This is a genomic window from Pseudomonas sp. P9_2 (assembly GCF_034008255.1).
GTDB classification, from domain to species: Bacteria; Pseudomonadota; Gammaproteobacteria; order Pseudomonadales; family Pseudomonadaceae; genus Aquipseudomonas; species Aquipseudomonas synxantha_A.
On record NZ_CP125376.1, the window covers coordinates 3,494,953 to 3,508,096 of the forward strand.

The following is a 13,144-nucleotide window of genomic DNA, read 5'->3' on the forward strand; positions in this document are numbered from 1 at the left end:
ACCGTGGTGCCCTGGGCAGTCCTTTTTGTGTAACGCCTGTTGATTGAAATGGCGCGTCCAGGTGCTGGGCGCGTTTAAGACTGCTTGGAGGTCGAATTGGACAAGAACATGAAAATCCTCATCGTTGATGACTTCTCAACGATGCGGCGGATCATTAAAAACCTGTTGCGTGACCTTGGGTTCACCAACACGGTCGAGGCGGATGACGGCATTACGGCGATTCCGATCCTCAACAGCGGCAGCATCGACTTTCTGGTAACTGACTGGAACATGCCGGGCATGACCGGTATCGACCTGCTGCGCCACGTGCGCGCCGATGAAAAGCTGCGCAGCCTGCCTGTGCTGATGGTGACCGCCGAAGCCAAGCGTGAACAGATCATCGAAGCCGCCCAAGCCGGGGTCAACGGTTACGTGGTCAAGCCATTCACAGCGCTGGCCTTGAAAGAGAAGATTGAAAAAATCTTCGAACGCATCGGTCATTGATGTCGCCACGGGGGAGCTATGGAGCATAACGAAACGTCACAGGGCGACTTTGAGTCGACCCTGAAAAAACATGCTCACCAGTTGGTCGACAGCCTGGAAAAAGGCCAGTTCGCCGATGCGGTGCAGTTGATCCATGAGCTTAACCAGACCCGTGACCGCGGCCTGTACCAGGAAGTGGGCAAGCTCACACGCGAGCTGCACAGTGCGATCGTCAATTTCCAGATTGACCCGCGCATGCCCCAGGCCGAAGAAATTTCACAGATCACCGACGCCACTGAGCGCCTGTCGTATGTGGTCAGGCTGACCGAGGCCGCTGCCAACCGCACCATGGACCTGGTGGAAAACGCCACGCCTCTGGTCAACGGCATGGCCAGCGAAGCCCAGGCCCTGAGCGTTGACTGGGGCCGCTTCATGCGCCGTGAAGTGGGCGCTGAGGAATTTCGTGAGTTGGCGCGTCGGGTCGACGGTTTCCTGTCGCGCAGCGAGCAAGAGAACCGCACGGTGGCCAGCAATCTCAACGACATCCTGCTGGCCCAGGATTATCAGGACCTCACCGGCCAGGTGATCAAGCGCGTGACCCAATTGGTCACCGAAGTGGAAAGCAACTTGCTCAAATTGGTGCTGATGGCCGGCCAGGTCGACCGTTTTGCCGGCATCGAACACGACCGCGAAGCGATCCTCTCGGAAAAAGATCCACAAAAACATCTCGCCAAGGGTGAAGGTCCGCAGATTCATGCCGATAAACGTGAAGACGTTGTGTCAGGTCAGGATGACGTAGATGACCTGTTATCCAGTTTAGGCTTCTAAGGAGCACCCACATGAGCTTCGGCGCCGATGAAGAAATCCTTCAGGATTTCCTTGTAGAGGCCGGCGAAATTCTAGAGCAACTGTCCGAACAACTGGTCGAGCTGGAAAGCCGACCGGATGATGCGAACCTGCTCAATGCAATTTTTCGCGGTTTTCACACTGTAAAAGGGGGCGCCGGCTTCCTCCAGCTCCATGAGCTGGTGGAGTGCTGCCACATCGCCGAGAACGTGTTCGACATCCTTCGCAAGGGTGAGCGTCACGTTGATTCGGAATTGATGGACGTGATTCTCGAAGCACTGGATGCAGTCAACGGCATGTTCAGCCAGGTGCGTGAACGTGCGCCGATCACGGCGGCTACCCCGGAACTGCTGGCCGCCCTGGCGCGCCTGGCTGAACCGGCTGCCGCTGCGCCGGTTGTGCAAGCGGCGCCTGAGCCGGTGGTAGAAGCCGAACCGGACGTGACCGACAGCGAGTTCGAACAGCTGCTCGACTCGCTCAATGCGGTCAAGGCCGAGGCTGAAGCGCCGGCTGCACCTGTCGCCACGCCGACCAGCGAAGACATTACCGACGCAGAATTCGAATCCTTGCTCGACCAGTTGCATGGCAAGGGCCAGTTCGCGGCCGATGCCGTGGCCCCTGTGGCGCCGCCGCAAGTGCCGGATGCCAATGCCAGCACCGACATTACCGACGATGAGTTCGAAGCACTGCTCGACCAACTGCATGGCAAAGGCACCTTTGTGGCCGAAGCCCTGCCGGAAGTCGCGGCCACAGCTGCCGCCCCGGCCACCAAGGCTGTGCCTGCCGACGACGGGTTGATCTCCGATCACGAGTTCGAAGCGCTGCTGGACGAGCTGCACGGTAAAGGCAAGTTCACCGAAGTGGCGCCAGCTGCCGCCGCAGCGGTCGCCACTGCCGCACCGGCGGCCGCCAAAGCGTCGGCGCCGGTCGCCAAGCCGGCACCCGCGCCGGCACCTGCCCGTGCAGCGGCACCGGCCGCGGCGGAAAAGCCCGCCAGTGAAGCCGAAACCACCGTGCGCGTCGATACCGCACGCCTGGACGACATCATGAACATGGTCGGCGAACTGGTGCTGGTGCGTAACCGCCTGGTGCGCCTGGGCCTGAACAGCGGCGACGAAGCCATGCAAAAGGCCGTGTCGAACCTCGATGTGGTCACCGCCGACTTGCAAACTGCCGTGATGAAAACGCGGATGCAGCCGATCAAGAAAGTCTTTGGCCGCTTCCCGCGCCTGGTCCGCGATCTGGCGCGCCAGCTCAAGAAAGAAATCAACCTGGAACTGGTGGGTGAAGAAACCGACCTGGATAAAAACCTGGTCGAGGCCCTCGCCGACCCGCTGGTCCACTTGGTGCGCAACGCGGTCGACCACGGGGTAGAAACCCCGGAAGAACGCGAAGCCGCCGGCAAGTCGCGTAACGGCAAGGTGATCCTGGCCGCAGAGCAAGAGGGCGACCACATCCTGCTGTCGATCACCGATGACGGCAAAGGCATGGACCCGACCATCTTGCGCAATATCGCGGTCAAGCGCGGCGTGATGGACAAGGACGCCGCCGACCGCCTGACCGACACCGAGTGCTACAACCTGATCTTCGCCCCGGGCTTCTCGACCAAGACCGAGATTTCCGACGTATCCGGCCGTGGCGTCGGCATGGACGTGGTGAAAACCAAGATCAGCCAGCTCAACGGCTCGATCAACATCTACTCGACCAAGGGCCAGGGCTCCAAGATCGTCATCAAGGTGCCGTTGACCCTGGCGATCATGCCGACGCTGATGGTGATGCTGGGCAACCAGGCGTTCGCTTTCCCGCTGGTCAACGTCAACGAAATTTTCCACCTCGACCTGTCGCGCACCAACGTGGTGGACGGCCAGGAAGTGGTGATCGTGCGCGACAAGGCATTGCCATTGTTCTACCTCAAGCGTTGGCTGGTGGCGTCGGCCAAGCATGAAGAGCAGCGTGAAGGCCATGTGGTGATTCTGTCCGTGGGCACCCAGCGCATCGGCTTTGTGGTCGATCAACTGGTGGGCCAGGAAGAAGTGGTGATCAAGCCTTTGGGCAAGATGCTGCAGGGCACCCCGGGCATGTCGGGCGCGACTATTACCGGTGACGGTCGGATCGCGTTGATTCTCGATGTTCCAAGCATGCTCAAGCGTTACGCCGCACGGCGTATTTGATTCTGGTGGGGCAGGGCGGTCATGCCCGCCCCACCTAACGGAGTGTTTATGGCAGTCAAGGTCCTGGTGGTGGACGATTCGGGTTTCTTCCGCCGCCGCGTCTCGGAAATTCTTTCCGCCGATCCAACGATCCAGGTGGTCGGCACGGCCACCAACGGTAAAGAGGCGATCGATCAGGCCATCGCGTTGAAGCCGGACGTGATCACCATGGACTACGAGATGCCAATGATGGACGGCATTACCGCCGTGCGTCACATCATGCAGCGCTGCCCCACCCCGGTATTGATGTTCTCGTCGCTGACTCACGAAGGCGCACGGGTGACCCTCGACGCGCTGGATGCCGGCGCGGTGGATTTTCTGCCGAAGAATTTCGAAGACATCTCGCGCAACCCCGACAAGGTCAAGCAGATGCTGTGCGAGAAGGTGCACAGCATCTCACGCAGTAACCGTCGTAGCCTGTTCAGTGCACCTGCGCCGGCACCTACGCCTGCGCCCGTAGCGGCTGCACCAACCTCATCGTTTGCACGCCCGGCCCCTGCGCCGGTGGCTCGGCCTGCGGTGGCGCCGGTACGTGCCGCCGCTGCACCGAGTGCCCATTCGCCAGCGCCCAAGCGCAAGGCTTACAAGCTGGTTGCCATCGGTACCTCCACCGGTGGCCCGGTGGCCTTGCAGCGGGTGTTGACCCAGCTGCCGGCCAACTTCCCGGCGCCGATTGTGCTGGTGCAGCACATGCCCGCGGCGTTCACCAAGGCGTTCGCCGAGCGCCTGGACAAGCTGTGCCGGATCACCGTCAAGGAAGCCGAGGATGGCGACATCCTGCGTCCTGGCCTGGCGCTGCTGGCGCCGGGTGGCAAGCAGATGATGGTGGACGGCCGTGGTGCGATCAAAATCCTGCCGGGCGACGAGCGCTTGAACTACAAGCCGTGTGTGGATATCACCTTCGGTTCGGCGGCCAAGTCCTACGGTGACAAAGTTCTGGCGGTGGTGCTCACCGGCATGGGCGCCGACGGCCGTGAAGGCGCACGCCTGCTCAAGCAAGGTGGCAGCGCCATCTGGGCCCAGGACGAAGCCAGCTGCGTGATCTATGGCATGCCCATGGCCATCGTCAAGGCTGACCTGGCTGACGCGGTCTACAGCCTGGACGACATCGGCAAGCATCTGGTGGAGGCCTGCCTCTGATGGATGTCTTGAGCCTGATCGGGATCACCATGGCGTTTGTCGCCATCATCGGCGGCAACTACCTCGAAGGCGGCCACCTCGGCGCCCTGGCCAATGGCCCGGCGGCGCTGATCGTGATTGGTGGCACCGTGGGCGCGGCGCTGTTGCAGTCGCCGCTGAGCTCGTTCAAGCGGGCCATGCAGATCCTGGTGTGGATCATTTTCCCGCCACGGGTCGACCTGCCCGGCGGCATCGACCGCGTGGTCAACTGGAGCCTCACTGCCCGCAAGGAAGGTTTGCTGGGCCTGGAAGGCGTGGCCGATGCCGAGCCCGACAGCTACGCACGCAAGGGCCTGCAGTTGCTGGTGGACGGCGCTGAGCCGGAAGCGATCCGCAGCATCCTGGAGGTGGATTTCTACACCCAGGAAAGCCGTGACATCAATGCGGCCAAAGTCTTTGAAAGCATGGGCGGCTACGCGCCGACCATCGGCATCATCGGTGCGGTGATGGGCCTGATCCACGTGATGGGCAACCTGGCTGATCCTTCGCAGCTGGGCAGCGGTATTGCCGTGGCGTTTGTGGCGACCATCTACGGCGTGGCCAGTGCCAACCTGGTGCTGTTGCCGGTGGCCAGCAAGCTCAAGTCGATTGCCATGCGCCAGTCGCGTTATCGCGAAATGCTGCTTGAAGGCATCCTGTCGATTGCCGAAGGTGAGAACCCGCGCTCCATCGAATTGAAGCTCCAGGGCTTCATGGATTGATGGGAGGAACCGCCTGTGAGCCGTCGCCGTCGCGAGCCTGAAGAACATGTCAACCACGAGCGCTGGCTGGTGTCCTACGCGGACTTCATCACCTTGTTGTTTGCGTTTTTCGTGGTGATGTATTCGATTTCGTCGGTCAACGAAGGCAAGTACAAGATCATTTCCCAGGCACTGGTGGGCGTGTTCAACGATACCGAGCGTGCGCTCAAGCCGATTCCCATCGGTGACGAGCGGCCCAAGACCGTCACCCCGGCCAAGCCGCTGGTTAACGACAGCGATGAGATCGCTGCCGGTGTCGGCGGCACCAGTGACCCGCTCAAAAGCATCGCCGATGACATCAGTGCCGCCTTTGGCGACCTGATCAGCTCCAATCAGATGACCGTACGCGGCAACGAGTTGTGGGTGGAGATCGAACTCAACTCCAGCCTGTTGTTTGCCAGTGCCGATGCGTTGCCCAGTGACCAGGCGTTCACCATCATCGACAAGGTGGCGGCAATCCTCAAACCGTTTGAAAACCCGATCCACGTGGAAGGCTTCACCGACAATTTTCCCATCAGCACCGCGCAGTACCCGACCAACTGGGAACTGTCATCTGCCCGTGCATCGAGCATCGTGCGCATGTTGGCCATGCAGGGTGTGAACCCTCAGCGACTGGCGTCGGTGGGCTATGGTGAATTCCAGCCCGTGGCCAATAACGCCACGGTGGAAGGGCGGGCACGCAACCGTCGGGTGGTGCTGGTGGTGTCGCGCAACCTGGATGTACGTCGCAGCCTGACCGGCACTGGCACGGCCAATGCAACACCGGATGCGGCGTTGAAGCGCGCTGGCACACAAACTGCACCGACCCCTGCAAAGTCGCCGGTTCGGGCAAGCGCCGTCAATTCTCCGTCACCGGCTCAATAACCTTATGCCATGTCTCGGTCGCGCCTGTGCCTGCCGGGAGGAACCAACCGAATGAGAGTCTGGGCAGTTGCCAATCAAAAGGGTGGAGTCGGCAAGACCACCACCTCCATCGCCTTAGCCGGCTTGCTGGCCGAAGCGGGCAAGCGTGTGGTCGTGGTCGACCTCGACCCCCACGGTTCCATGACCAGCTATTTCGGCTACGACCCGGATGCGCTGGAACACAGCTGCTATGACCTGTTCCTGCACAAGGGCAGCGTGCCGGCGGATTTGCCCGGGCAATTGCTGCTGCCCACCAGCAACGAGAGCATTTCGCTGTTGCCGTCGAGCACCGCGCTGGCCACCCTTGAGCGCCAGTCGCCGGGGCAGAGCGGCCTGGGCCTGGTGATCGCCAAGACCCTGGCGCAGTTGTGGCAGGATTTCGACTACGCGATCATCGACAGCCCGCCGTTGCTGGGCGTGCTGATGGTCAACGCCCTGGCGGCCAGCCAGCAATTGGTGATCCCGGTACAAACCGAGCACCTGGCGGTCAAGGGCCTGGAGCGTATGGTCAGCACCCTTGCGATGATCAACCGTTCGCGCAAACAGGCGCTGCCGTTCAGCATCGTGCCGACCTTGTTCGACCGCCGTACCCAGGCATCCCTCAGCACTTTGCGCGTATTGCGCGATGCCTACCCGGACACCATCTGGAACGGCTACATCCCGGTGGATACGCGCCTGCGCGATGCCAGCCGTGCGGGGCTCACGCCGTCGCAGTTCGATGGCAAGAGCCGTGGCGTGCTGGCCTACCGTGCGTTGCTCAAGCATCTGCTGTCGCAGCAGCTTGTGGCGCAGGTGGCGTGATGAACCGTCCTGTCGAATTCAAGACCCGGCCGCAACTCGCGCTGGAATCCTACCTGGATGCCCTGCTGCAGGAGGCGACTGACGAAGAGCTGCCGGAACCGATTCTGGTACTTGAGCCTGCTGTCGAGCCTGACACTACGCTGGACGAGTTCCAGCAGGCCGTCATGGAAGAACAGGCGCGTGATGCGCAGGTGGTGGAGGCTCCAGTCGTGGTGCCGATCACCCCTGCGGTGTTGGCGCCGATGGTGGTCGAACCGGTGGTGGACGTGCACCTGCCGCCGAGTATCACGCCACCGCCGGTAACCGGTGACGGCCGCCCGGCGTGGGCGGCCGAGCCGTTCGAGTGCCTGCTGTTCGACGTCGCCGGCTTGACCCTGGCAGTGCCGCTGGTGTGCCTGGGCTCGATCTATTCTTTGGAAGGCCAGGAGCTGACACCGTTGTTCGGCCAGCCGGAGTGGTTTCTCGGCATCTTGCCCAGCCAGGCCGGCAACCTCAAGGTGCTGGACACCGCGCGCTGGGTGATGCCCGACCGCTACCGCGACGATTTCCGCCAGGGCTTGCAATACGTGATTTCGGTGCAGGGCTACGAATGGGGGCTGGCGGTGCATCAAGTCAGCCGCTCGTTGCGCCTGGACCCCAATGAAATCAAATGGCGCAGCCACCGTGGCCAGCGCCCCTGGCTGGCGGGCACCGTGATTGAACACATGTGCGCATTGCTGGACGTCGCTGAACTGGCCGAGTTGATTGCCAGCGGTGCGGTCAAGGCGATGCCACAGAACAAACGTAGTTGATTGAACAATAAGGGCCGTGCGGTTGCGCGGCGCAATAGCACACACGCCGTCGATAGCGGCATTTGAAGGGGTTACACGAATGAACAAGTCAGCGTCCGCACAAGGTTTGGATGATCCGATCCTGCAATGGGTTACCTTCAAACTCGACAACGAGACCTACGGCATCAACGTGATGCGCGTGCAGGAAGTGCTGCGCTACACCGAGATCGCTCCGGTACCGGGTGCACCGAGCTATGTGCTGGGCATCATCAACCTGCGGGGCAATGTGGTGACGGTTATCGACACCCGCCAGCGTTTTGGCCTGGACACGGTCGAAGTCAGCGACAACACCCGTATCGTGATCATCGAAGCCGACAAGCAAGTGGTCGGGATCATGGTCGACAGCGTGGCCGAAGTGGTTTACCTGCGCCAATCGGAAGTGGAAACCGCACCGAACGTCGGTAACGAAGAGTCGGCCAAGTTCATCCAGGGCGTGTGCAACAAGAACAACGAACTGCTGATCCTGGTTGAGCTGGACAAAATGATGAGCGAAGAAGAGTGGTCGGAACTGGAGAGCATCTGATTGTTCCTTGAGGCGGCGGTGATTGTCCTGGCCCTGTTGTGGGCCGGGACCTTGGCGTTTGTACTGCGCTATATGCGTCAACAACGGGAGTTGGCCCTGCAACAGGCCGAACGCGATGCCGTGCGTGATCGGCGCATTCTGGAGCTGGTCAAGCGCGTGGATCATTACCAGCAGAGTGCGGTGCGGGTCGGCGATGAAGTGCATGAACTGCGCGCGATTCTTGCGCCGTTGCCGGATAAGCTGGTGCAATTGGAACAGCGCGACCCTTCGAACCTGTCCTTTGCCCAGGCGGCCAAGCTGGTGGGGATGGGGGCGACGGTGGACGAACTGACCCAGTCGTGCGGCTTGACCCAGGCCGAGGCGCAGTTGATGAGCAAGTTGCACAAGAGCTGATTCGGCTGCGCTTGCTGGGTTCATGTGGGAGGGGATTGCCCTCGATAGCGGCCTGGCAACCGACGCTTCTCTGCCTGACACCCTGCGACCAAACTGTGGGAGCTGGCTTGCCTGCGATGACGGCCTTACAGCTGACACAGTTATACCGAGTACATATCCATTCCTGCGGTAACGGCCACTTAGGGTTCCGCTTTTACAGCGGGTCACTTTTGGAAAAAAGCCCGGAATGCCGGCCCAGCCAAAAGTAACCAAAAAGGCTCTTGCCCCACCACTCGGCACCTCGCTTAGGCTCGGTGTGCCCGTAATCCGCCATGGATTTGGGGGGCCGCCGCCACGCGCCATCCATGGCGCGGGGCGGCTAAACCGGCATCCCTGCCGGTTTACCCCCCAAATCCCTGTCGAATTCCGGCCAGCGTGGTTTAACGGGGCGCCTAAGATCAAGAGCAAGAGCGGCTCGCTTCGCATCGTGGTTACCGTAGGGGGGCTGCGAACTGAAGTTGTGTAGATACCTATGGCCATCGCAGGCAAGCCAGCTCCCACAGTTTGATCTGCGTACATCAATCAATTTTCTCCAGCCACAGACTTTTCCTGTTCTCCAAGGGTCAACATCCTTCAAGCACCTTGACCCAGGAGATACCTTCAAATGACCACCCCCAAAGCCCTGTTGATCCTTCACGGCAAACAAGCCCTGAACGAGGACGTGCGTGCCGCCGTGCTGGCCCGGCGTGAGCAGGGTTGGGAGTTGGCGGTGCGGGTGACGTGGGAGGGTGGTGATGCCCAGCGGCTGGTCGATGAAGCCCTGGCTGACGGCTACACCCACATCATCGCCGGCGGCGGCGACGGTACGCTGCGCGATGTGGCCGAGGCCATGGCGCTGGCCAAGGCCGACGCCAGCCTGGTGCTGATGCCCCTGGGCACCGCCAATGACTTTGCCAAGGCCGCGGGCGTGCCGTTGGAACCGGCCGGCGCCCTGGCGTTGCTGGACGTCCAGCCCAGGGCCATCGACCTCGGCCAGGTGGGCGGGCAGATCTTCCTGAACATGGCCACCGGCGGTTTCGGTAGCCAGGTCACGGCCAACACCTCCGAAGACTTGAAGAAAGTCCTCGGCGGCGCCGCCTACCTGTTCACCGGTTTATCGCGCTTCAGCGAATTGAAGGCCGCCTACGGGGAGCTGGAAGGCCCGGATTTCCACTGGAAAGGCGAGCTGCTCGCGCTGGGTATCGGCAACGGTCGCCAGGCCGGTGGCGGGCATGTGCTGTGCCCCGGCGCATTGGCCGATGATGGATTGCTCGACGTCAGCATCCTGCCAGCCCCCCAGGAAGTGGTCGGCACCCTGCGTGAATTGATGAGCAATGGCTGGGGCCTGGACACCATGTTCGTTCGCGCACGCCTGCCATGGGTCAATATCAAGGTCGCCCAAGGCTTGTACATCAACCTCGATGGCGAGCCGCTGGAAGGCGACGACCTGCATTTCGAAGCGTTGCCCAAGGCGCTTCGCGTGCATCTGCCGCTGGGTTCGCCGTTAGTCGTCCAGGCTGATGATTTGCTCACGCACGGCAAATAACACCAGGCCCGCCACGTCGAAAATCTGCAAGCGCTTCATGATCTGCGAGCGATGGGCCTCCACAGTCTTGATGCTCAAGCCCAGGCCATGGGCGATCTCCCGGGTGGACTTGCCACGTACGATCAGACGCAAAATCTCCAGTTGCCGCGCCGTCAGGTTATGGCTGTGGGCAACGGGAGCGCTGGGGCTCTGGCTGCGGATCAGCGCCTGGTTGATCACCGTGTGGGCGATGGCGGGGCTCAGGTAGCGTTCGTTGTTACGCAGGGCCAGCAGGGCATGTTCCAGCTCGTTGGCGGTGGTGTCCTTGAGCAGGTAGCCGTGGGCTCCGGACTCCAGTGCGCGCATGATCAGGTCTGGTTCGGTGTGCATCGACAGAATCAGCACCTTGCAATTGGGGTAAAAGCGCTTGAGTTGCTGCAAGGCATCCAGCCCACCGGTGTGCCGCATCGACAGATCGAGCAGCACGATATCCGGCTGCAAGGCGCTGTATTGCGCCAGCAGTTGTGCGCCATCGCTGGCTTCGCCGATGACGCTGTAGCCGGGAATATCCAGAATCAGCGCACGCACACCGGCGCGAATCAGTGCGTGGTCATCCACCAGGAGTAAATTGCAGGTCACTCGAGAACCTTAGGGGCGCTGGCCCGTTCGAGAGCGCGGGGCGCCCAGGGGAAAAGTGCGTTGATACGGGTGCCGTTGCCAGGCTGGCTGCTGATGGAAAAGGTGCCCCCCAGCTGGTGGGTTCGTTCGCACATACCGGCCAAGCCCCGTTGGCCTTCCCGGCCCGGGTCGGGGGCAGGCGAGAACCCCTGGCCGTCATCGCAGATCATCAGCGACAGGCCTTCAGGCAGGCGTTGCAGGCGCACCAGCAGGTTGCGCGCCTTTGCATGGCGAAGCATGTTGGTCACCGCTTCCTGGGTGATGCGAAAGGCCGCCACGGCCATTTCTTCGGGGATGCCGGTGAGCCGTTGCTGGCACTCCAGGCTCCAGCACACCTGGGTGTTTTCCAGGGTCTTGAGCAGGTGTGCGCGCAGGCTGGCTTCCAGACCCAGGCTGGTCAGTTGGCGCGGGTTGAGGATGGCGCAGACGTCGCGCACCTTGGCCAGGGTTTCATTGAGCGTATTGCACAGCACCGTGCAATGGGTGTTCAGGTCCGGGGGCAGGCGGCGCTGCAACCATTCGCTTTGCAGTTTGGCGGCGGTCAGCAGTTGGCCGATATCGTCATGCAGTTCGCGGCTGAGCCGGTGGCGTTCGTTCTCCTGCACTTGCAGCAAGCGGTCGGCCAGTTCCTGGGGCTCGAACTTGATGGCTTTGCGCGAATTCCACTGTTGCAGCCCCACCACCACCAGCGTGGCGAAGTTGAGCAGCAGGATCAGCAACGGCAGCGGCGCGTCCTGCAGATAGGCCCACAGGCTGGCCAGCAATGAGCACAGGCACAGCGCAAGGGTGAGGCGGCGCACATGGCTGCGGGACACGGACCTGGCGATAAGTGACTTGAAACTGGCGTACATAGCGGATGGAGCCAATGAGGGTTCACTGCGGTGAGGCCGGTTGACCGGGCTCTGTTTGGAGTGCGCTGCCAAATCGTCTTTAAGCATGTTGAAGTTAAATCACTTCGAGCGGGGCATAGTACCACCCCGCTTACCGTTGGTCGCCTGATTGGTTTATGGCCCACACAAATACTCTGGGCGTTAATCCCAGAGTTGAAAGTGGAAAGTTGTATTAACGAAGTTGGTTTGTATAATTATTACATTGACGGCTAATTGATATTTTCCCATTGCGTCAAAGCCGGTCGTTTTTAGATAACTCGACAGTTAAATACGACCTGCACGACGCTACGACCCCTGATGCAGATGCTGCGGCGGTGTACGGCTCAAATTCTTTTGCGGGATCTGCAAGGCAACCGTTGCGATCAATGAAGTTTGCTCGCTTTCATCCAGGCTCAGTTCACCGGTGCGGGTGTCGATCAGTTCCAGTTGCCAGGCCAGCAGGGTCAGGCAGTCATGCAGCGCGTCCAGCGCCTCGTCATGCAACTGCAGAGGGCTTTGGGCATTGGCGATCAGATTTTGCAGATGCCCCGAGAACTCGCTGATCGCCTGCAGCGCCAGGCCATCGGCTTTTTCAGCCAGTTTAGCCAGGCTGGCTTTCATGCAGTCGATGGCGTCGCTGTCGTTGCGGATCAAATGCAGATGGCTCAAACACTCTTCGGATTTGCCCAGAAGCAGTTGAGCCTCGCCCAGAAACGCGAGAAGTGCTGTTTGCCATTCGTTTGCGCTATTCATCATGCAAGTCTCCGCAACGTAAGGTCGGGTGATGAGATGTCGCACCGGGTGAATGGCTTAAAACTAGCGCTGAAATACGACTTGGACTTGTAGGTCGCTTCCGATGTTTCAGTAGGACGTTTATTGAAATGCTCACGAAAGTCGTATGTAGCCCTTGGGGTGCGGGATGACACGACTTCAGTTGCCGATACGTGAGTGCCTGAAAGGCCCGTGGGCCAAGGGCTGGGGATGGCAAACAAAAGCCTGACTCCATTCATGCAATGAGAATGGCGTCACATTAATGGCTATTAGATATCGCGAATATCAGGTTGGGCCTGATTGCGTATAGGGGAACCCCCTATATGGTGGAACTGCACGTCAGTTCGACTGTCGCGCAAGACGCCTTGAAACAGTATCGAGGGCCGAAGCAGTAAA

Annotated in this window: 14 protein-coding genes; 11 read left to right on the top strand and 3 right to left on the bottom strand. The window is 60.8% G+C overall.

The genetic code is table 11. From position 1 onward, the window contains the following. The first annotated feature begins 108 nt into the window (after positions 1–108). The 11 genes from QMK52_RS15700 to yegS all read left to right on the top strand — a co-directional run bounded on the left by QMK52_RS15700 (position 109) and on the right by yegS (position 10,451). Entirely contained in the window at positions 109–483 is a 375-nt protein-coding gene (locus QMK52_RS15700; protein WP_005790040.1) for a chemotaxis response regulator CheY, read from the top strand. An 18-nt stretch (positions 484–501) separates the two neighbouring features. After that, positions 502–1,290 (top strand): protein phosphatase CheZ, encoded by a 789-nt coding sequence (locus QMK52_RS15705; RefSeq protein ID WP_005790038.1) that lies wholly within the window; start codon positions 502–504, stop codon positions 1,288–1,290. A gap of 11 nt (positions 1,291–1,301) precedes the next feature. After that, entirely contained in the window at positions 1,302–3,479 is a 2,178-nt protein-coding gene (locus tag QMK52_RS15710; RefSeq protein WP_005790037.1) for a chemotaxis protein CheA, read from the top strand. A 48-nt stretch (positions 3,480–3,527) separates the two neighbouring features. Next, positions 3,528–4,658 (top strand): protein-glutamate methylesterase/protein-glutamine glutaminase, encoded by a 1,131-nt coding sequence (locus QMK52_RS15715; RefSeq protein ID WP_194438859.1) that lies wholly within the window; start codon positions 3,528–3,530, stop codon positions 4,656–4,658. Continuing rightward, a complete protein-coding gene (locus QMK52_RS15720) occupies positions 4,658–5,398 on the top strand; it encodes a flagellar motor protein (RefSeq protein ID WP_005790033.1) in 741 nt (246 codons plus the stop codon). The genes QMK52_RS15715 and QMK52_RS15720 overlap by 1 nt, the downstream gene beginning before the upstream one ends. Positions 5,399–5,413: 15 nt before the next feature. Beyond that, positions 5,414–6,301: a flagellar motor protein MotD gene (gene motD, locus QMK52_RS15725; protein WP_005790031.1), complete on the top strand. Its 888-nt coding sequence runs from the start codon at positions 5,414–5,416 to the stop codon at positions 6,299–6,301. Positions 6,302–6,352: 51 nt separating this feature from the next. Beyond that, positions 6,353–7,141 (top strand): ParA family protein, encoded by a 789-nt coding sequence (locus tag QMK52_RS15730; protein ID WP_005790028.1) that lies wholly within the window; start codon positions 6,353–6,355, stop codon positions 7,139–7,141. Continuing rightward, positions 7,141–7,932, top strand: a complete 792-nt coding sequence (locus tag QMK52_RS15735) for a CheW domain-containing protein (RefSeq protein ID WP_005790027.1) — start codon at positions 7,141–7,143, stop codon at positions 7,930–7,932. The genes QMK52_RS15730 and QMK52_RS15735 overlap by 1 nt, the downstream gene beginning before the upstream one ends. A gap of 79 nt (positions 7,933–8,011) precedes the next feature. Continuing rightward, positions 8,012–8,494 carry a chemotaxis protein CheW gene (locus QMK52_RS15740; protein WP_005790025.1) on the top strand — a complete coding sequence of 161 codons (483 nt, stop codon included), beginning with the start codon at positions 8,012–8,014 and terminating at the stop codon, positions 8,492–8,494. Next, entirely contained in the window at positions 8,495–8,887 is a 393-nt protein-coding gene (locus QMK52_RS15745; protein ID WP_320403052.1) for a DUF2802 domain-containing protein, read from the top strand. It begins immediately after the preceding gene. A gap of 643 nt (positions 8,888–9,530) precedes the next feature. Beyond that, positions 9,531–10,451, top strand: a complete 921-nt coding sequence (gene yegS / locus QMK52_RS15750; protein ID WP_005790021.1) for a lipid kinase YegS — start codon at positions 9,531–9,533, stop codon at positions 10,449–10,451. On the opposite strand, the gene QMK52_RS15755 is transcribed toward yegS, so the two are convergent. From QMK52_RS15755 to QMK52_RS15765, 3 genes are all read right to left on the bottom strand, one after another. Then, positions 10,410–11,069 carry a response regulator transcription factor gene (locus QMK52_RS15755; RefSeq protein ID WP_005790019.1) on the bottom strand — a complete coding sequence of 220 codons (660 nt, stop codon included), beginning with the start codon at positions 11,067–11,069 and terminating at the stop codon, positions 10,410–10,412. The two genes, yegS and QMK52_RS15755, sit on opposite strands and share 42 nt — an antisense overlap. Then, positions 11,066–11,959 carry a sensor histidine kinase gene (locus QMK52_RS15760; RefSeq protein WP_005790017.1) on the bottom strand — a complete coding sequence of 298 codons (894 nt, stop codon included), beginning with the start codon at positions 11,957–11,959 and terminating at the stop codon, positions 11,066–11,068. Before QMK52_RS15760 ends, QMK52_RS15755 begins: the two co-directional genes overlap by 4 nt. Positions 11,960–12,283: 324 nt before the next feature. Beyond that, positions 12,284–12,733: a hypothetical protein gene (locus tag QMK52_RS15765; RefSeq protein WP_194438857.1), complete on the bottom strand. Its 450-nt coding sequence runs from the start codon at positions 12,731–12,733 to the stop codon at positions 12,284–12,286. Positions 12,734–13,144 lie beyond the last annotated feature (411 nt).